Origin of the sequence: Rossellomorea sp. LjRoot5, from assembly GCF_964253455.1 — a bacterium.
In the GTDB taxonomy this organism is placed as follows: domain Bacteria; phylum Bacillota; class Bacilli; order Bacillales; family Bacillaceae_B; genus Rossellomorea.
In genome coordinates this window covers 2,833,180-2,856,846 of record NZ_CAXUQN020000001.1, presented here as the reverse complement: position 1 = coordinate 2,856,846, position 23,667 = coordinate 2,833,180, and the positions used below count along the sequence as shown (strand labels likewise).

Below are 23,667 nucleotides of genomic sequence, written 5' to 3'. Positions count from 1 at the left end.
GATGAATATAGTAGAAAAGGAACAGCAGTTCAAGGAAGCCTCTGAGAAGATAACTGAAGTTAAGGCAGAGGTTCAAAGGTTCATCGTCGGACAAGGGGAGATTGTAGAGGCGGTTCTTTGGACCATTCTGGCGGGAGGACATACTCTCCTTGAAGGACTGCCAGGGGTGGGGAAGACAATGCTCGTACGGTCCCTTTCCGATGTGATGGATCTTAGCTTCTCAAGGATTCAATTCACCCCCGATCTGATGCCTACAGATATTACTGGCACAATGGTCATGAAGCAAGTCCGTGATGATCAACACCCTTTTATCTTTCATGAAGGCCCATTGTTTCATCATCTGGTATTGGCGGATGAGATCAATCGATCAACGCCCAAAACCCAGAGTGCCTTACTCGAGGCGATGGCCGAGCATACGGTGACGGTGGTAGGGGAGACAATGACGTTAGAAAAGCCGTTTTTTGTCCTGGCAACTCAGAATCCCATCGACCTTGAAGGGACGTACCCTCTTCCAGAAGCTCAGGTTGACCGTTTTATGAGCAAAGTGCTTGTTTCCTATCCTTCTAAACAAGAATTGAAACAAATCATCAAGCGGACAACGGGAACAGAGGAAGTCTTTCTTGAGAAAAAGCTGAGTCAAGGGGAGCTTCTGACGATTCAGGGACTTGTCAAAGAAATCGTCGTGACGGATGAAATGATTGATTTTGCCATCGATATCATAGACGCTACGCACCCGGCATGTGAGAAAACAACCGAAGGAATCAAACAATATGTCGAGTATGGGAGTGGACCCAGAGGGCTGCAAAACCTCATATTAATGGCAAAAGCCCGTGCGTTGACACAAGGCAGATACCATGTGTCAACAGGAGACATCAAAAAAGTTTCCCCTCTCGTTCTTAGACACCGGATCATCCTGAATTTCGAAGGAGAAGCCATGAATGTGCATACCGATGACCTTATCCTTGAAATAATCGATTTTGTCCAAAAGGGTGATCATCTTTGAACTTTCACAGCCAGTTTTTAGCTCAGTTAAAAAGGCACAGGATCAACGGGGGCCGCTTGAAAATGGGTCACCATAAAGGCTCCCGCCTGGCAACCTACCAGGGCAGTTCCCTTGAATTCTCTGATTATCAGCTCTATGAACTTGGTGACGATGTCAGGCAAATCGATTGGAACGTATATGCCAGAACCGAAAGAATCTATATTAAAAGATATTTGGATGAGAGGGAATGTAAGGTTCACATTTATCTGGATTGCACCAACTCAATGGTAACCGAAGTTAGAAAGTGGGAGAGAGCAAGAGAGTTGGCAGGAGCCCTTTCCTTCCTTGCCCTTTCGAATGACGACCGACTTACCCTGCATTGTATCGGGGCTCAAAGGAGTTTCATGAAAAAAGGATCCCGGGACGCAAAAAGCATTCTCTTTGATATTGGGCAGCTTTCTGCAGAAAGTGTGGGGGGCACTTCGTTTTTTGGGGACCTGATAAAAGGCGTCCGGAATAAAAGCTCGGTATCCTTTATCATATCGGACGGTATGGAATCTATTTCAGAGATTGAGGGTGCCCTTAGAAGGCTGTCTATTAAAAAAGAAATGACCTATTTTATTCAACTGCTGGATGAAGAAGAGCTCTCACCTTCGTATGAGGGTGATGTGAAATTAATTGACAGTGAAAAGCACCAGGAAGTGAATGTATCATTGAACCGAAATGTAGTGGGGAAGTATCAGGAACGCTTAATGGAACACAACTCGATGATTGAATCGTTATGCAAAAAATGGGGATTCGGCTACCTGCGTACAAACTCCCTTACATCATTAAATAAAGTATTCTTTAAGGATTTCAAAGAAAATGGATGGATCCGCTGAGGTGAGGGTATGGGAATAGGAAATCCAATGTTTTTTTTCTTTTCTTTTTTTATAGCAGCTGTCATTTTAATGTACTTTTTCAGGAAGCGGTACCGGGATTATATTGTGCCTTCCAATCTATTATGGGAGGAGGTAATGAAAGAATGGCAGGCATCACCATGGTTTCATCGCCTGCAGAAAAACCTCCTTCTTCTCCTGCAGGTTCTCATTCTGACCTTGTTGATGTTCGCTCTGGTCCAACCTTATACTCTCGATGAATTGGAGAAAAAAGAGCATGTCATCATTTTACTGGATACCTCTGCCTCCATGAATGCCTCACAGGACGGGATCTCCCACTTTGAACTGGCTAAAAGGGACATTCAAACGTTGATACAAGACAGCGAGGGGGACGTCACCCTCTTAGGAGTGGGGAATTCCATCTCAACCGTTGTTTCAAAAGAATCAAACGATCAAGTGGTGATCAACCAATTGGAGAATCTTTCAGTAACAAATGATCATGAGGATATGAAGAAAGCTCTTCGCCTGGGTGAAGCACTTGGGGAGGGTTCCAAATCGATCATTCATGTCTATTCTGATTCGTTATTAAAAGCTGATCTTAAAGAAGAAAGGATACATACACCGATCAGGGTTCATAATTTCATTCCAGATCCGACGAATGTTTCTCTTACAAGCTTCGGGGTGGAAAAATTGGGGACTACCTATAAGGGGGTCGCCGTAATCGAAAATCAAAGCGATGAGTTACAATCCGGGACAATCACCATATACGATGATAAACAAAAAGTGACTTCTAAGCGACTCAAAATCGATGCTGGGAAGGAAGTCGTCATTCCACTGGATAAATTACCTTCAAGCCCTGTACTAAAGGCCGAGATTGATTTTCAGGATGATTACATGGGGGATGACATCCTTACCAGCGTTCAGGCAACCTCAAAGCCGTCTGTCCTTATGCTAGGGGAGATCAATCCTTTCCTGTTAAAGGGTTTTCAATCACTTGGCGTAAATGTGAAGACCATAGAAGAGAACCAGCTGAAATCAGGTGGTGAAATCATTGTGACGACAAACGAGAAATGGAGAGAGCTATCCATCAAAAACCCTGCCCTGATCATCCCGGGTCCATCGGACAAGTCCACTGCCCTTAAAACAGGTATGGAAGTGAAAGATGACCCCCTTGTAAAGCATGTTGACTTTGAAAAAGTGTTTGTTGAAAAGGCAGGTTCCATTGAATTGAAAGGTCTGGATACCACCGCTCAAAGTGGTTCCGTACCGCTTATCCAGAAAGGTGAGCACAAAGGGGCTCAAATGGTGGTCCTGAACCTCAAGCTTACTGACACAGACTTCCCCCTGCATCCCGGGTTTCCAATCTTTCTTCATAACGTCTATCAATATTTATCAGAAGATGAAGGGTTCATCGGTTATTTTCAGCCGGGAGAAGAAAGGACTGTCCCTCTTCCCACGGGGAAATGGGATATTTATTCAAATGAAGATGAGTTTATAGAAGAGTGGGACCAAGGGGAATGGTTTAAAGCCCCACTGACCCCCGGGGTTTATCAAGCAGTACGAGGAGACAAGATGAAGTACTTCAGCGTCGTACTTGACGACAGAGAAAAACAGCCGGGAGGCGAGGCGTTTTCAATGAAACCAACGGAAGAAAAAGGTGAAGAAGTGGAAGAACCCATTCCCCAAACCCTGTCTTCCTGGTTTCTCATGTTGGCGATCATGATCTTATTTATTGAGTGGGAGGTTTACAGGCGTGGGAATCGAATTTGAAGAAGTCCTCTGGCTATTGCTCCTGATTCCCCTTGGATTTGTTCTCTTCCTCTTTGCGAAACAGGGGATAGATAGGAAAAGGAAAATCATTCCCATATTAAGGGGATGCACCATGGGCATGCTGATCCTTGCCCTTGCTAATCCGTCCATTGTTTTACCTGAAAAGGCAAAACCGGTCATCTTCTTGGCGGATCGTTCAGCTTCAGTATCCCTGCAAGAGGACCGTATCCTTGATTTTCTCAATCGTAGCGTACATTCCAAAAATGAACGGGATCAATACGGTATTGTTTCATTTGGTGAAAATGCGGCAATTGAACATACCGTTTCAGATGAGAGGAACGATCCAGAACAGCTTGCGGGAGAAATCAAGGAAGGAAACACAAATCTTCAGGAAGGATTGGAATTCTCATCGAATCTTCTTCCACGTGGAGGGAGGATTATCGCCATGACAGACGGGAAGGAAACGATGGGGGCAGGGGAAGACGTCATTCCTCTATTAAAGGGAAAGAAAATTGAGGTTGACTGGGTGCCCCTCACGTCCGATACCAAGGAAGATGTGGCCATAACAGAGGTGTCTGCTCCATCTATCCAATATGAAGGGGAAGAAACTACTCTCACGGTCAATACGTATAGCACGACCAAAAAAGAAATTGAAATGCGCCTTACATTGAATGATCAGCTTATCATAAAGAAAAACCATCAGGTGCAAGAAGGCAACAACGAGTTTCAGTTCAAGCATGTAGTCGGTGAATCGGGATTACTGGTGTATAAGGCAGAAGTGTTCTCAAAGGGGGATGGGAGTCCTGAAAACAACACACTCTACCATTTGGCCCGCTCAGAAGGAGCCGCGAAAGTCCTGTTAGTGGAAAACGCCGGCGAGGAAAGTGCCTTGACACCGTTATTAAACTCAGCAGGGTTTACCGTCGATGTATATAAGCCGGAACAACTGCCCGACAAGGTGACATCCTATCTGCAATATCAAACCATTCTATTTGATAATGTAGCAGCTACAAGCATCCCTGAGGAAAAAATGCTCCTAATGGAAAAAAGCGTGAAAGAATTTGGAAGAGGATTCATTATGTTCGGTGGAAGTGACAGCTTTGCCCTTGGGGGGTATTTTAAAACACCGATCGAACGATTACTTCCCGTAGATATGGATGTGAAGGGAAAGAAGGAATTGCCTTCTCTCGGTCTGGTGATCGTTCTGGACCGCTCCGGCAGCATGGACGGCCAAAAGTTGTCCCTGGCCAAAGAGGCAGCTGCCAGGACCGTTTCCCTACTAAGGGACAAAGATACCCTGGGAGTCATTGCATTCGATGACAAGCCGTGGGATATCGTCAAAACGAAGCCACTCACTGATCGCAAAAAAGCAGAAGAAAAGATTCGTTCCATTTCGCCAGGAGGTGGGACAGAAATCTACAGCTCCCTGCAGCAGGCTTATGGGAGTCTTCTGAATCTCCCATTAAAAAGAAAGCATATTATTCTTTTGACAGACGGGCAATCAGCCTCTTCCGGGAGTTACCAGGCACTTGTAGAAGACGGCCATGAAAAACAAATCACCCTATCCACTGTTGCAATCGGAGAAGGGGCGGACAGGGGACTGCTGAACAATTTATCACAGTGGGGAAAAGGAAGATTCTATGATGTTACCGATGCCAGTGTGATACCGAGCATCTTAACGAGGGAGACGGTGATCACGACAAGGACGTATATAGAAGACCAACCGTTTTATCCAAGGGTTGCATCCTCCGATTGGTCTGCCTTATTTAAAGACGGTGTTCCTCAGATGAATGCCTATATTGCAACCTCGCTGAAAGGGACGGCCCGGATGGAATTGGAAAGCGGAAAGAACGATCCGGTGCTGGCAACCTGGAGATACGGTCTTGGAAGATCATTCGCCTTTACGTCTGACACGAGTGGGAAATGGACGGGTGATTTTGCACAGTGGCAGGGATGGCCGGCATTTCTAAATGAGCTTGTTACCCGCTCGTTTCCTGATATCCGTTCGAACCCTTTCTCTATCGATGTGGAGGAAGAAAATGAAAATACCCGACTAAAGTTGTCATCTTCAGAGGGGAACGTATCGCCACTTGAGGTGGCGGTCCTGTCTGAAGATGGGAAAATGATTCCCGCAACGATCAGGATAAAGGCACCGGGTGATTATGAAGTCGTGTTTGAAGAACGTTTATCACCTGGTTTGTACAATATGAACATTTCCAAAAAAGGAAAGGAAGGTGGCTCATTTCAGACAGGTTTCTCAGTCCCTTATTCGAAAGAATACTCTTTCAAGGGTGGATATCAGTCACTTGATACAATCGTAGAAGAGACGGGTGGAAGGAAAACTTCTTCCGTTAAAGGGGCATTCAGGGAGCTGCATTCCCCCTCGTTTAAAAAACAGTCCATTCAAACCATGTTGATCACGGCAGGATTCCTATTATTCTTTTGTGAGATTTTTATAAGAAGATTCGGTGTTGCACCGATAAAGTTGGTGTTTGATCTGATTAAACCACCGAAGACATCACCTGAGGTGAAAGAGAAAACAAGCATCGAGCAGCTTGGCAGAAAAGTCAAAAAGGAGCACCGGTATGATGAGGGGAAAAGACCTGACAGGCAGCCAGCTTCGGAAGTGGCCAAAGAAAAAAAGGAATCCGTCAAGGAAGTGAATCGAGAAAAGAAAAAAGAGGCACCTGTAGTAAATGATGATGACGACCGACTTAAACGTCTTCTTGATGCAAGAAAGAGAAGGGAGAAATAAAGAAAGAGAAGGCAGCGCCTTCTCTTTTCCACTTACCTCAGTCTTCTTTTTTCTCAATGTAAACCTGGTGAGGATAAGGAATTTCGATCCCATTTTGATCGAGGGCTTCCTTTAATGCTTTCCGAAGCTTTCGTTCGACTCCCCATTGCTCCATATTCTTTGTTTTGCACAACACCCTGATAACCACATCAGAGGCACCAAGTGTCTGAACACCGATCACATTCGGGCCATCGACAATGTTATCATCTTCCTGTGCAATAGTATCGCATACTTGCTGAAGTACGACCATTGCCTTATCGATGTCATCATCATACGAAATACCGATATCGACAAGTGCCCTCATGTTTCCACGTGAATGATTGCTGACACTCGTGATTTCCCTGTTTGGCACATAGTGAAGAGTCCCATCAAAGCCTCGGATATGAGTCGTCCTTAAACCGACCTCTTCCACAATTCCAGAGAAGCTGCCGGTCGTCACATAATCACCAACGTCAACCTGCTTTTCAAGAAGAATGAAAAAGCCAGTGACCACGTCACTTACCAACCCTTGGGCACCGAACCCGACGGCCAGTCCGACAATCCCGGCTCCGGCGAGGATCGCTGTCACCTGGATCCCGAAGATTTGTAAGATTGTAACGAAGAAAATAAAAATCAGGATATAGCCGACAATATTCTTTGAAAGACTTTGTAATGTCTGAGCACGACCAACTGATACATCATTTCTCTTTCGATATTTGTCAAAAATCCTTTCGATCACTTTGTTCGCAGCACCTTTTACAATAATAAAAGCGATCCAAATCGCTAAAATTTGCAGTGCGCCTATTCCGATCGTCACTAATAGACCGCTCCAATTAAAATTGGATAGTCGATCACTTAAAGCAGTCAAACCAAATATGTAATCCAAACCAAAACATCCTTTCCTATTAAATAAAGACCATTCTAGTATACACAATACTCCATAGGTTATGTCAAAGGAGATACCCCTTTAAAAGCATACTGGATTATTCCTTGGTTGATAAATGATAAACTTTAATGCTGCCAGATGATTAGTGAAATGGTAGAGTAAATTACATATGATTCGGGCAAAACAACTAAGGGATGATGGAAATAAATTATAATTATTATAATATTATATTAATTATAATTGACTAAAAAAATCCAATCCTATATAATGAAAATTGTGAGTTGAAATGGACAGGCTTATAAAGCCATCCTTTCACAAACACTATTTCATCAAACACTCATTGGAGGGATTTATTCATGGCAGAACGTATGGTTGGTAAACAGGCTCCACGTTTCGAAATGGACGCTGTAATGCCAAACAAAGAATTCGGTAAAGTATCTTTAGAGGAAACTATGAAAAACGATAAGTGGACAGTATTGTTCTTCTATCCAATGGACTTCACATTTGTTTGTCCGACGGAAATTACAGCAATGTCAGACCGTTACGATGAGTTTGAAGACTTAGATGCAGAAATCATTGGTGTCTCTACAGACACAATTCATACCCATTTAGCATGGATCAACACCGATCGCAATGCAAATGGAATCGGAGAACTTAACTATCCATTAGCGGCAGATACAAACCATTCTGTATCCCGTGAATATGGTGTCCTGATTGAAGAAGAAGGTGTGGCTCTTCGTGGCCTTTACATCATCAACCCTGAGGGGGAGCTTCAATACCAGGCTGTATTCCATAACAATATCGGGCGTGACGTTGAAGAAACATTACGTGTCCTTCAAGCACTTCAAACCGGCGGACTTTGCCCCGCGAACTGGAAGCCAGGTCAAAAAACTTTATAATTTTCAAAAAGAATAAAGGCCTAACCGTTTGTTAGGTCTTTTTTTTACCCATAAATGGACAAAGTCATCTTGTAAGCAAAAAATATCGAGACTGATTGAAGGAGGCAATATTTATGAAACTGCGTGCGCCTATGCCGGAACTCTCCGGCGCTACTGAATGGTTGAATGGAGAAGTGACAAAAAAGGATCTTGTTGGTGACAAACCGACTCTTATCCATTTTTGGTCGATTTCTTGTCACCTCTGTAAGGAAGCGATGCCCCAAGTAAATGAATTTCGTGACCGATACAGTGATAAACTGAACGTAATGGCTGTTCATATGCCACGTTCAGAGGAGGATTTAAATCTGGACGAAATCAAAAAGGTGGCTGCTGAGCACGATATCACTCAACCGATCTTTGTGGACAGTGAGCACAAATTGACAGATGCATTTGAAAATCAATACGTCCCTGCTTATTATGTATTTGATAAAGATGGAAACCTTCGTCACTTCCAGGCAGGGGGAAGCGGTATGAAGATGCTTGAAAAGCGTGTGAACCGAGTCCTGGATGAAATGGAAAAAAGCGAATAGGCATCAAACGTAATATGGAGGAGAGATCGGTCAAAAGACCGATCTTTTTTTGTGGTTTCATTTTTACAATATAAATGAATAGTGAGATTTGAAGGATAATTCACAAAAAGGAAAAAATTCTAAAAAAGGGTAGATAAATATTTCGAAAGCCGATATATTTAGTAGTACGTTGTTTTTTTATGGAACACGGAGGGGAGAGAAATTATGGATACATTTAAAAAATTGAAAGCCTTTTACTGGCCTTATAAAAGGCATTTTATCATTTCAATGATTTTCTTGATTTTTGTTACAGGCATTACAGTGGTATATCCAATAATCTTACAAATTACAATTGACGATGTTATTCTTCAAGGGGAATATAAGTGGATTCCGTACCTTGCATTCGGATTTATCGGTATCATGATCGTGAAAGGGATCGCCACATTCATCCAACAGTACAATGGGGATCTTTTTGGGATCACTTCGGTCTACCGAATGAGGAACGAATTGTATGAAAAGCTTCAATTCCTCCCATTCAGTTATTATGATAACGCCAAAACAGGGGACTTGATGTCACGCTTGACGGCTGATGTAGAAGCTTTCCGCTTTTTCTTATCATTTGGTTTCTCAGAATTGCTCAGGTTCTTCCTGCTGGTGACGGTCAGCTTTGGGGTGATGTTCTACTATTCACCTTCTTTAACTTTTGTCACCCTGGTTTCCTTGCCTTTTCTGGCCATTGCCGTATACAAATTCGATAAGGCGGTCCATCCTGCCTTCCGCGGTATCCGTAAGTCCTTCGGAAAGCTGAACACGAATGTACAAGAAAACATTTCCGGGATCAACACGGTGAAATCACTGTCCCGTGAAGATTTTCAAATCAATAAATTCAACCGGTCTAATGGTGATTATAAAGATAAGTACCTTTTCACCTCGGACATTTGGGCGAAATATTTCCCACTTATGGAGTTCTTAGGGAATGTGAGCGTCGTGACCCTCCTTGCATATGGAGGATACCTCGTGATGAATGGAAATCTTCAACCAGGAGAGCTTGTCGCTTTTTACAGTTTGGTCTGGTATATCATCTGGCCGATCATGAATCTTGGATTCACAATCAACCTTTTTTCTCAATCCAAGGCGTCGGGAGAGCGATTATTGGAGATTCTGGAAGTGGATGAGAAGATAAAGGATCACAATGAGGTCATTCATGTTGATCGACTGAAAGGCGAAGTGGAATTCAAGCACGTATCACTGAATTACACGGTGCATGACGAAGCTGCTCTTGAGGATATTTCCTTTAAGGCAGAACCCGGCAAGGTCATTGGTCTGATCGGGGGCACTGGATCAGGGAAGACGAGTATCACCCAGCTGATCACACGTTTCTATGAACCGGATGAAGGCGAAATCCTCATTGATGGAAGGGATGTAAAAGATTACTCGCTTAAATCACTCCGTCAAAATATCGGATTTGTCCTCCAGGAGTCATTCTTATTTTCCTCCACCATCAAAGCCAATATCTCATATGGTAGACCGGAAGCATCCATGGAAGAAATCATCGAAGCAGCCAGACGTGCCGAGGCACATGATTTCATCTCGGAATTGCCTGATGGGTATGACACAAAATTGGGAGAAAGGGGATTGGGTCTTTCAGGCGGTCAGAAACAACGGATCGCCATCGCACGCGCGATCTGCACAGACCCGTCGATCCTCATTCTTGATGATGCTACGAGTGCAGTGGATATGGAAACGGAATTCAGAATCCAAAAAGCGCTGAAAGAAGTCATGTCCGATCGCACGACCTTCATTATCGCACACCGGATTTCATCACTTAAGCATGCCGACGAAATCATCGTCCTGGAAAATGGGAAAGTGGTTGAACGGGGAGTTCACGATTTCTTATTGAAAAATAACGGACCGTATCAGCGAATCTATGATATTCAATACAAAGATCAGAAAAAAATAGTACAAACTCAGGAAGGGTAGGTGATAGGGTTTGAGTGAAAAAAAGAAAGTGAATAAAAACATTCTGAGCAGGTTCCATTACTCAACTGATCAAGTGATCGATAAGCCATTCAACTGGGAACAGCTCTATCGGTTACTGACGTATTTAAAACCATATTCAAAAAAACTGTTGCCCTTGTCCATCATCACCGTTCTGATTACAACGGCTGTCCGTTTGATCATCCCGATTCTCATCGGTGTGTACACACTCGATAAAGCGATCAGGCAAAAAGATGAGAATCTTCTCTTTACCCTTGTGGGAGTCATAGCGGGACTGTATGTTTTGAATTATATAGCCAATGTCCTCAGGATCAAATGGATGAATCAATTGGGGCAGGGGGTCATCTATGACCTGAGAAAACATTTATTCAGTCACGTACAGTGGCTTTCCCACCGTTTCTTTGATCAGCGTTCAGCAGGATCCATCCTTGTCAGGATCATGAATGACATCAACTCCCTTCAGGAGCTTTTCACAAATGGCGTCATCAATCTGTTGATGGACATCATTCTGCTCATCGGAATCATCGTGATACTCTTTACGTTAAGTCCGGAACTGACGCTTGCAGTCATGGTTATTTTGCCTATCATGTTCTTCATCTCTACAAGCTTGCGCAAAAAAATACGCAAATCCTGGCAAGTGGTAAGGCTCAAGCAATCAAAACTAAACTCCCATTTGAATGAAAGCATTCAGGGAATACGGGTGACACAATCATTCACCCAGGAAAAAGAAAATATGGCCTTCTTTGATGGAATCAACACAGAGACTTTCGATAGCTGGAGAGAGGCCACAAAGAAAAATGCCATGTTCCGTCCACTGGTGGAATTAACGAATGCCATTGGAACTGCCGTACTCATCTGGTTTGGTGCCCACCTCATTCAAAATGGATCACTGGAACTTGGTGAATTCGTCTCATTCGCATTCTATCTGGGTATGTTCTGGGAGCCTATCTCAAGACTCGGCCAGGTATATAATCAGCTGTTGATCGGGATGGCTTCATCAGAGCGAATCTTTGAATTCCTGGATGAACAGCCGATCGTAAACGAAAAGACGAATGCCTTGAATCTGACCGATATCAAAGGAAGAATTCAATTCGAACATGTAGAATTTTCTTATGATGACAAACGTAAAGCACTTAGGGACATCAATCTGGAAATGAAAGCCGGGCAAACCGTTGCACTCGTCGGACATACAGGATCAGGAAAAACGACGATTGCGAATCTTATCAGCCGATTTTACGACCCGACCAATGGCGTGGTGAAGATTGATGGAGTGGATTTACGGGATGCATCTGTTTCAAGCTTACGAAGTCAAATCAGCATTGTCCTGCAAGATACATTCATCTTCTCAGGAACGATCATGGATAATATTCGATTCGGACGCCCGGGTGCATCTGATGAAGAGGTCTTGAAGGCAGCCGAAGCCATCGGGGCAAACGAATTCATCGAAAAGCTCTCCAATGGTTACGAAACGGAAGTCGAGGAGCGGGGGAATGTGTTATCTGTAGGTGAAAGACAACTACTGTCCTTCGCACGTGCCCTTTTGGCAAACCCTCGCATCATCATCCTGGATGAAGCGACAGCATCCATCGATACAGAAACAGAAGTCAAGATCCAAAACGCATTGAAGAAACTACTGAACGGCCGTACCGCGATCATCATCGCCCACCGCCTATCCACAATCCGTGAGTCCGACAATATTTTTGTCCTTGAAAATGGCAGAATCAAAGAGTCCGGAAACCACGAGGAATTGATGGAACAGCAGGGAGACTATTTTGAACTGGTGAAGTCGCAGTTCAGAATGTTGGACGCGATGTGATGTAGAGAATTGAAGACCCTGCACTGGTGTGTGGGGTTTTTTTTGTGATGGTGGGGTGCGGTATTTGTAGGAAATTGCATATCGGACGATATTGCGTATTGAAAATTCCAAAAATAAATCATAAAACTGAAAAGCTAAAAAAACTTTGTGAAAAAAGTCACAAAATATTCATGTTCAATACTTCACAAACTCATTCCTAGGTTTTATAATGAACAATAAGTGATAAACAGTAGAAAAAAGCTGTTTACGATTAAAAGTAATTCGGTAGGGGGAGTAATGAATGGTTTTGGATAGTGTGATTTTAAGCAGGATGCTTACGTCGACAACCTTTGCATTCCATATTATTTTTGCAACGATTGGGGTAGGGATACCGGTTATGATATCCATAGCGGAGTTTATGGGGATCAAACGAAATGATCCTCATTACCTTTTGCTGGCACGAAGATGGGCGAGGGGATTTACGATTACGGTGGCTGTCGGGGTGGTGACCGGCACCGCGATAGGGCTTCAGCTATCGTTGTTGTGGCCATCATTTATGCAGGTTGCCGGACAGGTGATTGCCCTGCCTTTATTCATGGAGACTTTTGCGTTTTTCTTTGAGGCCATCTTTTTGGGGATTTATCTTTATACGTGGGATCGATTCAAGAATAAATGGATTCACTGGATGCTGACGATACCGGTGATGATCGGTTCTTCGGCATCCGCCCTTTTCATTACGACTGTGAACGCGTTTATGAATACACCACAGGGATTCGAATTGGAAAATGGAAAAGCGATCAATATCGATCCGATTGCAGCGATGTTTAATCCAGCGACACCAACCAAAGTGTTTCATGTGGTGATGACGGCCTACTTAACATCTGCCCTCATACTGGCAGCGATCACAGCATTTGCGATCCTCCGTAAAAAGGGAGGGGATTATCATAAGAAGGCCCTTCGTTTAACGATGGTATCTGCCCTGATTTTTGCTTTTGGCTCCGCTCTGGCAGGAGATTTATCAGCCAAGTTCCTGGCTGAGTATCAGCCTGAGAAACTTGCGGCGGCAGAGTGGCATTTTGAGTCGGAAGAGAATGCCGATTTAATCGTTTTCGGGACGCTTGATGAAAATAATGAAGTCCATAATGAGATACGTTTACCAGGTTTTCTGAGCTTCATGGCGGGAAGTTCGTTCGATACAGAGGTCATCGGGCTGAATGAATTCCCGGAAGACGAACGGCCGCCTTTATGGATACATTATTTATTTGATTTGATGGTGTCCATCGGGTTTTACAGTATTTTCATTGCCGGAGCATTTATTTTATTCTGGAAGTGGAAAAGACGGAATGAATGGAATAAGCCATTGCTTTGGGGGATTGTTGCGAGTGGACCGCTTGCAATGCTGGCCATCGAATTTGGCTGGATTTATGCCGAGGTTGGACGACAGCCATGGATTTTGCGTGGATATATGAAGGTGGCAGAGGCGGCAACAAAAGCAGACGGGGTCGGCTTGACTTTCGCGCTCTTTGTTGGTCTTTATATACTCCTCGGCATCCTGTGTGTCATTGTATTGATAAAAATGTTTAAAAATAAGCCGGTAGAAGCTGAATTGGAACAACGATTTCCTGAAAAATCGAGTTAGCTTGTAAGCCCCCTGATAAAGAAGGGGCCAACTGATATTTTTAAGTGGGAGGAATGGGTATGAGTTTGGAAATCGTGGGGATCACCGTCCTGTGGATTTTCCTGTATGGTTATTTGATAGTGGCTTCGATTGATTTTGGAGCCGGCTTCTTCGCTTTTTACGGTAGGATGAAAGGGAAAGAGCATACGTTGAATGTGTTAATCAGTAGATATCTTTCTCCTGTATGGGAAGTAACGAACGTCTTCTTTGTCTTCTTTTTTGTCGGCTTGGTCGGTTTTTTTCCTGACGCAGCCTATTACTACGGGACGGCATTATTGCTTCCGGGGAGTTTTGCGATTATATTGCTTGCCATCAGGGGGAGCTTTTATGCTTTTGCAAACTATGGTTCCAAAGACAATATCGTCTACTTGTTTTTATACGGGGCCACAGGGTTACTGATCCCGGCTTCATTGTCTACGGCACTGACCATTTCAGAAGGCGGCTTTTTGGAAGAGCAGGGTGATAAGGTCGTATTCCTTGCCCGTGAATTGTTTACGAGTCCTTATTCATGGAGCGTGGTCGTCCTGTCGATTGTATCGGTCTTATTCATCAGTGCGACATTCCTGACTTATTATGCCAATCGTGCCGGTGATATGGATTCAAGAGAAGAACTGAGAAAGTTTTCACTATTCTGGAGCCCGCCGACGATTTTAGCTAGTTTACTTGTGTTCGTATCTTTAAGAGAACATAACCCCGAACATTTCAATAGCGCCATTGATATATGGTGGATGTTCGGTTTATCCCTTGTCTGCTTTATTGCCGCTTCATATTTCATCTATAGGAGAAAGAGTTTTGGCCTGGCGTTCATCCTGGTCATGCTACAATTCTTCTTTGCGTTCTTTGGCTACGGGGCGTCACATTTACCATATATCTTGAAACCATTTATCACAATTGAAACGAGCGTCACGAATCCAACGATGGGGATGGCGCTGGTGGTAGTCTTTATCGCTGGACTGTTATTACTGATCCCCTCCTTATATCTTTTGATGAGACTTTTCTTATTTGATGCAGATTACGTAAAAGGGAACAAGTGATGAGTGGAACTTGAATGAAATATAAAAAAGGAAAGGGAGAAATGTCATTTTCTCCTTTTTTTTATGCTAAAATATAGCTTATAGAGACTGCGGGGGGATACATGGTGAAAAAAGAGTTTGTAGTTATAGGCTTGGGCCGGTTTGGCGGCAGTATCGTTCGATCATTGACGGATCAGGGCATGGAGGTAATGGCCATCGATCAGGATGAGGACAAAGTGAATGAATTTTCTTCAATCGCTTCACATGCGGTAGTGGCGGATTCAACCGATGAATCCGTATTGAAAAGCCTTGGGATCCGCAATTTCGATCATGTAATTGTCGCAATTGGAGATGATATCCAGTCCAGTGTCCTAACGACATTGATGTTAAAGGAAATCGGGGTCAAGAAAATCACCGTGAAAGCACAAAATGATTATCATGAAAAGGTCCTCCGTAAAATTGGAGCGAACCAGGTCGTTCATCCGGAGAGGGATATGGGAAGAAGGATTGCTCATAATATCATTTCAAATAATGTGCTTGATTATCTGGAATTGTCAGATGAACATTCGATCGTGGAGATTGTAGCGAGTGAACATCTGAGTGGAAACTCCCTTATCGATTTGGATATCCGTGCTCAATTCGGAATCAACATCGTGGCGATCAAGCGGGAAAAAGATATCATCGTTTCCCCTCAAGCCGATGAACAAATCCGGGTAGGGGACATACTCATTGTCATTGGGGCTGATACGGATATTAACCGGTTTGAAAAGAAGGTATTATAAAACGAAAGAAGAGGCTGACCCATTTGGGCCAGCCTCTTCTTTCGTAATTATACTTCCATGATGATTGGTAAAATCATCGGGCGACGTTTCGTTTTTTCATATAAGAAAGGAGCCAGTGTATCCGTGATTTCATTCTTGATTTCTGACCATTGGGATGTTCTTCTTTCAAGCACTTTGTTCAAGTGTTTAGAAATGAGCGTCTGTGCTTCATTGATAAGGTCACCTGATTCACGCATGTAGACGAATCCTCTTGAAATAAGGTCCGGTCCGGAAGCAATCTTGAAATCCTTCATGTCGATGCTGACAACGACAATGACAAGTCCCTCTTCTGAAAGGATACGGCGGTCACGAAGGACGATATTACCGATGTCACCAATCCCGCTTCCATCGATATAGACGTTTCCAGAAGGGATTTTCCCGGCCACCTGTGCGGCATCATTGCTTAATGCAAGGACTTCACCATTATCCATGATGAAGCAGTTTTCCTCTTGCACTCCGCAATCGACACCAAGCTGAGCGTGCATCTTCTGCATGCGGAATTCTCCGTGAATCGGCAAAAAGAAGGTTGGGTTCATCAAACGAAGCATCAGCTTCATCTCTTGCTGCCCACCATGACCAGATGTATGGATATCACTTAATGGTCCATGAACGACTTCTGCACCGGCACGATATAAAAGATTGATCGTACGGTTTACACTGATTGTATTCCCCGGTATTGGTGAAGAGGAGAATACAACAGTATCACCAGGCTGAATCTGGATTTGACGGTGGGTACCGTTTGCAATCCTGGATAATGCAGCCATCGGTTCACCTTGGGAACCCGTACACAGAATAGCCACTTCATTCGCTGGAAGGCGATTGATCTGATTATGTTCAATGAAAGTATCTTTAGGAGCGTTGATATATCCTAATTCTTGTCCAATCGTGATGGCTGCTTCCATACTTCTTCCGAAAACAGCAACCTTTCTGTTATGGAATACTGCTGCTTCAACCACTTGTTGAAGACGGTGGATATTCGAAGCGAATGTGGCAAAGATGACTCTTCCGTCCACTTTACGGAAAATATCATTGATGCTTTCTCCGACTTTACGTTCTGACATCGTGAAGTTTGGAACTTCAGCGTTTGTACTGTCAGACAGAAGACAAAGAACGCCTTCTTTACCGATCTCAGCCATTTTGGTTAAGTTCGCGGGTTCACCAACCGGCGTGAAATCGAATTTGAAATCACCTGTGTGCACAACATTTCCAGGTGGTGTTTTGACAACGATTCCGTAAGAATCCGGGATACTGTGTGTTGTTCTGAAGAAGGTTACAGATGTTTTGCGGAATTTCACAACATCATCTTCCTGAATGACATTTAATTTCGCATTACGTAATAATCCGTGTTCTTCAAGTTTGTTCTTAATAAGTGCCAGTGCAAGCTTCCCACCGTATATTGGGATGTTTAACTCGCGAAGTAAATATGGGATTCCTCCGATATGGTCTTCGTGTCCGTGAGTGACGAAGAGTCCCTTGATTTTATCTGCATTCTTCACGAGATACGTGTAATCAGGGATCACGTAATCGATACCGAGCAGTTCGTCCTCAGGGAATTTGATTCCTGCATCGATCAGGATAATTTCGTCTTGGAATTGTACGCCGTATGTGTTTTTACCGATTTCACCTAAACCGCCAAGGGCAAATACAGCGGTTTGGTCATTCTTTACAAATTTCATTAATTATTGCTCCATCTCGAAAGAATGGTGGTTTTTTTCATACTCTAAAAAAGCGCCCTCAAGCTTTTGTACGAATTCGATGTTATACGGTTTGTCTTTTAAATTTAGGCGTACTTCACGTTCTGAATCTGCTTCCATGTAAAGAGATTGAGTGCATTCGCGAACAGGCACTTCTGCTTTACTTTCTTGATAAAATACTTTAAAAATCATTTTTCTCTCTCCTTATCCGTTTTCAAAAAATCTAACTTTCATCTATGATAAAAAAGTTATCAACTACGTTTACATTAACTTATATAATAGCCTATCATTTCTATAGGAACGAATCATTTAGTTTATGTATGTATTAAATTATATAGGATTCTTCCTCGTAAATAAAGCTTTTGAATAATCCTGTACTAAATCATGACAAAGATAGAAGAGGGACTAAGGCCAATGGAGGAAAAGCTCATTAATGGCGTCAGTCCCTTATTCATTGTGCAATGGTATGTCAGTCAGTCCGATTGTCATGCATTTTAGTAGCGTTTCCCCTTAAATCATTTACCGAGAAACAGGGGGATTATGCAATCGTTTTTTTTCTAAGCAATTCTTTCCACTGTTTTAAAAGCTTTTTCCTGAGCTTCTTTAACATGGTGGATCACTCCTTATTAATAGTTTACCGAGATTTCCCTTTGAAGTAAAGGAACAAAAATACGGACGTCTCTGTTGTGTTACTTATATTGTACGGAATTTTTGGAATCTCTTACATGGTTAAGTTTGGTAAATGGGTTTGTCCCACAGTCTTCATTGACATTTTTCATGTAAAGGATTACCTTAAACAACGGGTAAAATAGAATCGCAATTGAATATTTTCGAAAAGGAGAACGATCATGTCTAAAATAGTTTTCTTTGATATAGACGGAACACTGCTTGATCACGATAAAAAACTGCCACAGGCCACAAAAGAAGCCATTAGGACACTGCAGGCAAACGGAACGTATGTGGCGATCGCCACTGGAAGGGCTCCATTTATGTATGAAAGTTTAAGAGAGGAATTGGGAATCGAGTCCTTCGTCTCTTTTAATGGACAATATGTGGTTTTTGAAAATGAAGTGATATACACGAATCCTCTGCAAGTTGAAACATTGGAAGAATTATTGGAGGATACGTATAAAAAGGCACACCCTGTTGTTCATTTGAATCATGAAACGATGAAATCGAACCATGAGTACCATGAATATATCGAGAAGAGTATGAACAGCTTGAAGTTTCCTCACCCGGGATTTGCCCCGGATTTTTATAAAGGAAGGAACATCTATCAATCCCTGCTGTTCTGTACAAAGGAAGAAGAGGACTTTTACCGGGAGAAATACACGGATTTCACGTTCATCCGCTGGCACCAATACTCCATGGATATTCTTCCGAAAGGCGGTTCAAAAGCAGAGGGAATCAAAAAGATGATCGCGAAGCTCGGATTCAACATGGAAGATGTCTATGCATTCGGGGACGGATTGAATGATATTGAGATGATCCAATCCGTCGGCACCGGAGTTGCAATGGGCAATGCCGTTGAGGAAGTCCAGAAACACGCAGATTTGATCACTAAGCATGTGGACGATGATGGAATCCACTACGGATTAAAGGAACTTGAATTGATCTAGGACATTCAAAAAAAAGACTCTCGACTTGATATCAAGTCGAGAGTCTTTTTTGGTTTATCGTTCAATGGCAATGGCATCAGGGATCGGCTCAAACGGATTGGAAGGATTGATATGGTCATAGAACATGATACCATTCAAGTGGTCGATTTCATGTTGGAAGACGATGGCCGGCAGACCTTTAAGACGAAGCTTTACTTCATTACCGTCCATATCCCAGCCTCTTACAGTCACTCTTGCATAACGAGGAACGAAGCCCGGTACATTCCGATCGACGGATAAACAACCTTCCCCGGAAGTTAAGTAGGCTTTCTCTATGGAATGGCTGATGATTTTCGGATTGAATAAAGCATAGCTGTATAATTTCCCTTGATTGTCTGTAACGTTGACAGCGAGCATCCGTTTTGAAACATTGATTTGAGGTGCTGCAAGTCCGATACCAGGTCTCAATCCATATTTGGCAGCCGTTTCAGGATCTTGGCTGTTTATTACATATTCTAATAAGCTTCTCAGGGTTTCCTGGTCTTCTTCGGATGGCGGGATGGGCACTTCCCTAGCTACCATGGTTAATGTGGGGTGGCCCTCACGGATGATGTCATTCATCGTAATCATTGTTTTTCCTCCTAGGATACATAGAGATAGAAACAGCTGGCCCCGTCCAATTTAGAACACAAAAAAGACAGGGCCATCCAAATTGATCCCTTCTCTACTTTACGAATTAAGATAATCCATTATGTATGGTAATAGTTTATCATTTTCCTTAGGAAAAGTTAATGAATGAGATTCAGTATTAACAGGAATAACCGTCGGCAAGTACTCATAATGATTTTAATAGGGAGAATAGTCCAATCGACATTTTTTTCCACAGTTGTAAATCCCTATTGTCAAAAGATGTAGACATAGATATAGTAGAAGGTGGTAAATAGTTAAGGGGGATCAAGTTGTGTCGAAATTTCATTTTGCTTTCATTTTGGGAGCCGCTATTTTTGTATTAATGGGTTGTGTCGGTGGTTCTTCACCTGAGGAAAATGTGTATAAGGTTCTTGAAGAAACGGTTGCCAAAGAAAGTCAATATGTTAAAGTTCAGAAGCCTCTTCAAGAGTTGGAAGAAAAGGAACAAGAAATCTATACGAAAATCATGGATCTTGGAATGAAAGAGTTTGAGCAGATTGTAAAGCTTTCCGATGAAGCTCTGGACAACATCGATAAGAGAAAAGAGAAAATCGAAAAAGAACGTGAGTCCATGAGTGAAGCAAAGAAGGAGTTTGCTAAAGCGGACGACTATATTGATGAGATAGAAAGTGATGACCTTAAAAAAGAAGCGAAAAAGCTGGAAGATACGATGGAAGAACGGTATCAGCTCCATGAAAAGCTCACTGCTTCTTACTTAAAGGCGCTTTCTCTTGATAAAGAACTTTATAATATGTTCAAAAAGAAAGATCTCACGATGGAAGAGCTTGAAAAGCAAATTTCCTCCATTAATGAACAATACGAAAAAATAGTAAAGTTCAATGGGGACTATAATACAAAAACAGAAGAATTCAACAAACTTAAACAAGAGTTTTACTCAAAGGCAGAACTTGATGTCAAAGAGTCGGAATAATCGGGTACATACAAGATGAAAAAGGGCGTTATGCCCTTCTTCATCTTTTTTACGTTCGAGAGATTTCCATTGGTTTCTTACTCTATAACAGATGAGTCACACTTGGGTGTTTATATATAACAGGGTGTGTTCAGACATTAATACAGTTTTGAAAATTTATGGTAGTTCGTTTCAAGAAGATTGAGAGGTAACATGAATTTATAATACTTTGTCGTTGACTAACTGATTTTTAATATTGTAAACTAGGATAGGTATTCATGAATTGTATTAGTCGATTATGATTTCTGACTGATACAGATAAACTCAAATGTAATTTCGGGTTTTCTTTCTAGGTATTTGTGGAAAACTACTTATAGTGTGTGTTTTTTCGCAGGTATTGTGGTAGGTCATACTGAATTTGGGTAATCTAAACAATGTATGTAAAAAAACCAAAATAAATGTATAAAGAAAGGATAGGTGACTTCGATGGCTTCTAAATCAAAGAAGGCACAATTCGATGCAGTTAAGACGCTCGAGCAAATTGAAGACAAGTTTGAAATGTTCCAAATTTTGAACGAAGAAGGCGAAGTAGTGAACGAAGATGCTATGCCGGAGATCTCTGATGAGGATCTACAGGAATTAATGCGTCGTATGGTTTACACTCGTATTCTAGATCAAAGATCAATCTCACTTAACCGTCAGGGACGATTAGGTTTCTATGCACCAACAGCTGGACAGGAGGCATCTCAGATTGCTTCTCACTTCGCACTTGAGAAAGAAGACTGGATCCTTCCTGGATACCGTGATGTTCCACAAATCATCTGGCACGGTCTTCCACTGGCCAAAGCATTCTTATTCTCACGCGGACATTTCCAAGGTAATCAGGCTCCAGAAGGTGTAAATGTATTATCACCACAAATCATCATCGGTGCTCAATACATTCAGACTGCCGGAGTGGCACTTGGTCTTAAGAAACGTGGGAAGAAAGCTGTTGCCATTACGTATACAGGAGACGGTGGATCTTCACAAGGTGATTTCTATGAAGGAATCAACTTTGCAGGTTCTTATGCAGCTCCTGCGATTTTCGTTGTGCAAAACAACCAATTCGCAATCTCCACTCCTCGCGATAAGCAAACGGCAGGACGCACGATTGCTCAAAAAGCGGTTGCTGCTGGTATCCCTGGTATCTTAGTGGACGGTATGGATCCATTGGCAGTTTACTCTGCTACATTAGAAGCGCGTAACCGTGCCGTGAATGGGGAAGGTCCTTCATTGATCGAAACCCTTTGCTATCGTTATGGGCCACATACAATGGCTGGTGATGATCCAACTCGTTACCGTACATCAGAAATGGATACAGGTTGGGAAAAGAAAGATCCATTAGTACGTTTCCGTAAATTCCTTGAAGGTAAAGGACTATGGAGTGAAGAGAAAGAAAACGAAGTGATCGAAGAAGCGAAAGAAGATATCAAAAAAGCGATCAAGGAAGCAGACTCAGCTCCAAAACAAAAGGTCACTGACTTCATCAACAACATGTATGAAGAACTTCCTTATAACTTAAAAGAACAATTAGAAATCTACAAAGAAAAGGAGTCGAAATAAGCCATGGCGCAAATGACAATGATTCAAGCGATCACTGATGCACTGCGCACAGAACTACGCAATAACGAAGACGTTTTAGTTTTTGGGGAAGACGTAGGTCTAAACGGTGGTGTATTCCGTGCAACGGAAGGGCTTCAGAAAGAATTCGGTGAAGACCGTGTATTCGATACTCCACTAGCAGAATCAGGAATCGGTGGTTTAGCAATCGGTTTAGCATTAGAAGGGTACCGTCCAGTACCTGAAATCCAGTTCTTCGGTTTCGTATACGAAGTAATGGATTCAGTAAGTGGACAAATGGCGCGTATGCGTTACCGTTCAGGTGGGACGTATACATCACCAGTCACAATCCGTTCCCCATTTGGTGGTGGAGTACATACTCCAGAACTTCATGCGGACAGCTTAGAAGGTTTGATGGCTCAACAGCCTGGTCTTAAAGTGGTTATTCCATCAACTCCTTACGACGCAAAAGGACTTTTAATTTCATCCATCCGTGATAATGACCCTGTCATTTTCTTAGAGCATATGAAATTATACCGTTCATTCCGTCAAGAGGTTCCTGAAGAGGAATACACAATTGAGATTGGTAAAGCAGATGTAAAACGTGAAGGTACAGACCTTACGATCATCTCTTACGGAGCTATGGTACACGAATCATTGAAAGCTGCAGATGAGCTTGAAAAAGAAGGTCATTCAGTTGAAGTAATCGATCTACGTACTGTAAGTCCACTTGACATTGACACGATCATGGCATCTGTTGAGAAAACAAATCGTGCCATCGTAGTTCAAGAAGCTCAAAAGCAAGCGGGTATCGCAGCGAGCGTTGTTGCTGAAATCAATGACCGTGCGATCCTTAGCCTGGAAGCGCCAGTTCTTCGTGTAACGGCACCGGATACAGTATTCTCATTCTCTCAAGCAGAGCCTATCTGGTTACCAAACCACAAAGACGTCATCGAAACGGCGAAAAAAGTACTTAACTTCTAATTGGAAGGAGCCAATAAGCTCCTCCAGAGATACTCAAATGAAATCAGAAGGGCATTCCACCTTTCTCTTTTCCAATTATAGATAGTAAAACAGAGACAGATAAACAAACATTCATCTATATAATCATTATTCAATACAGGAGGTAGAGTCC

The 23,667-nt window shown here is 42.7% G+C and carries 19 protein-coding genes; 15 read left to right on the top strand and 4 right to left on the bottom strand.

Annotated elements, in window-relative coordinates:
* Position 1 precedes the first annotated feature (1 nt).
* The 4 genes from ACSQ2E_RS14590 to ACSQ2E_RS14575 are packed head-to-tail and all read left to right on the top strand — an operon-like array spanning position 2 to position 6,385.
* Positions 2-1,003: an AAA family ATPase gene (locus tag ACSQ2E_RS14590; protein ID WP_435991628.1), complete on the top strand. Its 1,002-nt coding sequence runs from the start codon at positions 2-4 to the stop codon at positions 1,001-1,003.
* Entirely contained in the window at positions 1,000-1,863 is an 864-nt protein-coding gene (locus ACSQ2E_RS14585) for a DUF58 domain-containing protein (protein WP_435991626.1), read from the top strand. Before ACSQ2E_RS14590 ends, ACSQ2E_RS14585 begins: the two co-directional genes overlap by 4 nt.
* Before the next feature lie 9 nt (positions 1,864-1,872).
* The gene (locus tag ACSQ2E_RS14580; protein WP_435991624.1) at positions 1,873-3,630 is read left to right on the top strand and encodes a vWA domain-containing protein; all 1,758 of its coding nucleotides are present in this window, start codon (positions 1,873-1,875) and stop codon (positions 3,628-3,630) included.
* Positions 3,614-6,385 carry a VWA domain-containing protein gene (locus tag ACSQ2E_RS14575; protein ID WP_435991622.1) on the top strand — a complete coding sequence of 924 codons (2,772 nt, stop codon included), beginning with the start codon at positions 3,614-3,616 and terminating at the stop codon, positions 6,383-6,385. Before ACSQ2E_RS14580 ends, ACSQ2E_RS14575 begins: the two co-directional genes overlap by 17 nt.
* Positions 6,386-6,422: 37 nt before the next feature.
* Here ACSQ2E_RS14575 and ACSQ2E_RS14570 read toward each other — a convergent pair whose 3' ends face one another.
* Complete coding sequence (locus ACSQ2E_RS14570; protein ID WP_435991620.1) at positions 6,423-7,289, bottom strand: mechanosensitive ion channel family protein; 867 nt, start codon at positions 7,287-7,289, stop codon at positions 6,423-6,425.
* A 356-nt stretch (positions 7,290-7,645) separates the two neighbouring features.
* Between ACSQ2E_RS14570 and ACSQ2E_RS14565 the strand changes: the two genes are divergently transcribed.
* From ACSQ2E_RS14565 to ACSQ2E_RS14535, 7 genes are all read left to right on the top strand, one after another.
* Entirely contained in the window at positions 7,646-8,188 is a 543-nt protein-coding gene (locus ACSQ2E_RS14565) for a peroxiredoxin (RefSeq protein ID WP_435991618.1), read from the top strand.
* A gap of 113 nt (positions 8,189-8,301) precedes the next feature.
* A complete protein-coding gene (locus tag ACSQ2E_RS14560) occupies positions 8,302-8,757 on the top strand; it encodes a TlpA family protein disulfide reductase (RefSeq protein WP_435991616.1) in 456 nt (151 codons plus the stop codon).
* A gap of 204 nt (positions 8,758-8,961) precedes the next feature.
* The gene (locus ACSQ2E_RS14555; protein WP_435991614.1) at positions 8,962-10,716 is read left to right on the top strand and encodes an ABC transporter ATP-binding protein; all 1,755 of its coding nucleotides are present in this window, start codon (positions 8,962-8,964) and stop codon (positions 10,714-10,716) included.
* A gap of 10 nt (positions 10,717-10,726) precedes the next feature.
* Positions 10,727-12,550 (top strand): ABC transporter ATP-binding protein, encoded by a 1,824-nt coding sequence (locus ACSQ2E_RS14550; protein ID WP_435991612.1) that lies wholly within the window; start codon positions 10,727-10,729, stop codon positions 12,548-12,550.
* 280 nt (positions 12,551-12,830) lie between these two features.
* Entirely contained in the window at positions 12,831-14,168 is a 1,338-nt protein-coding gene (locus tag ACSQ2E_RS14545; protein ID WP_435991610.1) for a cytochrome ubiquinol oxidase subunit I, read from the top strand.
* Positions 14,169-14,227: 59 nt separating this feature from the next.
* Positions 14,228-15,241, top strand: a complete 1,014-nt coding sequence (locus ACSQ2E_RS14540) for a cytochrome d ubiquinol oxidase subunit II (protein WP_435991608.1) — start codon at positions 14,228-14,230, stop codon at positions 15,239-15,241.
* Between the two features lie 104 nt (positions 15,242-15,345).
* Complete coding sequence (locus ACSQ2E_RS14535) at positions 15,346-16,002, top strand: potassium channel family protein (protein ID WP_079531684.1); 657 nt, start codon at positions 15,346-15,348, stop codon at positions 16,000-16,002.
* A gap of 47 nt (positions 16,003-16,049) precedes the next feature.
* On the opposite strand, the gene rnjA is transcribed toward ACSQ2E_RS14535, so the two are convergent.
* Complete coding sequence (gene rnjA, locus ACSQ2E_RS14530) at positions 16,050-17,717, bottom strand: ribonuclease J1 (protein WP_435991606.1); 1,668 nt, start codon at positions 17,715-17,717, stop codon at positions 16,050-16,052.
* Positions 17,718-17,720: 3 nt separating this feature from the next.
* Complete coding sequence (locus tag ACSQ2E_RS14525) at positions 17,721-17,927, bottom strand: DNA-dependent RNA polymerase subunit epsilon (protein WP_060670009.1); 207 nt, start codon at positions 17,925-17,927, stop codon at positions 17,721-17,723.
* A gap of 653 nt (positions 17,928-18,580) precedes the next feature.
* Between ACSQ2E_RS14525 and ACSQ2E_RS14520 the strand changes: the two genes are divergently transcribed.
* On the top strand, positions 18,581-19,354 hold the full coding sequence (locus ACSQ2E_RS14520; RefSeq protein WP_435994557.1) for a Cof-type HAD-IIB family hydrolase: 774 nt from the start codon (positions 18,581-18,583) through the stop codon (positions 19,352-19,354).
* A gap of 54 nt (positions 19,355-19,408) precedes the next feature.
* Here the strand turns inward: ACSQ2E_RS14520 and def are convergent, their stop codons facing one another.
* Positions 19,409-19,963 (bottom strand): peptide deformylase, encoded by a 555-nt coding sequence (gene def, locus ACSQ2E_RS14515; protein WP_435991603.1) that lies wholly within the window; start codon positions 19,961-19,963, stop codon positions 19,409-19,411.
* Between the two features lie 331 nt (positions 19,964-20,294).
* Here def and ACSQ2E_RS14510 point away from each other — a divergent pair, with 331 nt between their 5' ends.
* The 3 genes from ACSQ2E_RS14510 to ACSQ2E_RS14500 all read left to right on the top strand — a co-directional run bounded on the left by ACSQ2E_RS14510 (position 20,295) and on the right by ACSQ2E_RS14500 (position 23,516).
* On the top strand, positions 20,295-20,954 hold the full coding sequence (locus ACSQ2E_RS14510; protein ID WP_435991601.1) for a YkyA family protein: 660 nt from the start codon (positions 20,295-20,297) through the stop codon (positions 20,952-20,954).
* Between the two features lie 465 nt (positions 20,955-21,419).
* Positions 21,420-22,535 carry a pyruvate dehydrogenase (acetyl-transferring) E1 component subunit alpha gene (gene pdhA, locus ACSQ2E_RS14505; RefSeq protein WP_060670003.1) on the top strand — a complete coding sequence of 372 codons (1,116 nt, stop codon included), beginning with the start codon at positions 21,420-21,422 and terminating at the stop codon, positions 22,533-22,535.
* A gap of 3 nt (positions 22,536-22,538) precedes the next feature.
* Positions 22,539-23,516 (top strand): alpha-ketoacid dehydrogenase subunit beta, encoded by a 978-nt coding sequence (locus ACSQ2E_RS14500; RefSeq protein WP_435991599.1) that lies wholly within the window; start codon positions 22,539-22,541, stop codon positions 23,514-23,516.
* Positions 23,517-23,667: the final 151 nt, after the last annotated feature.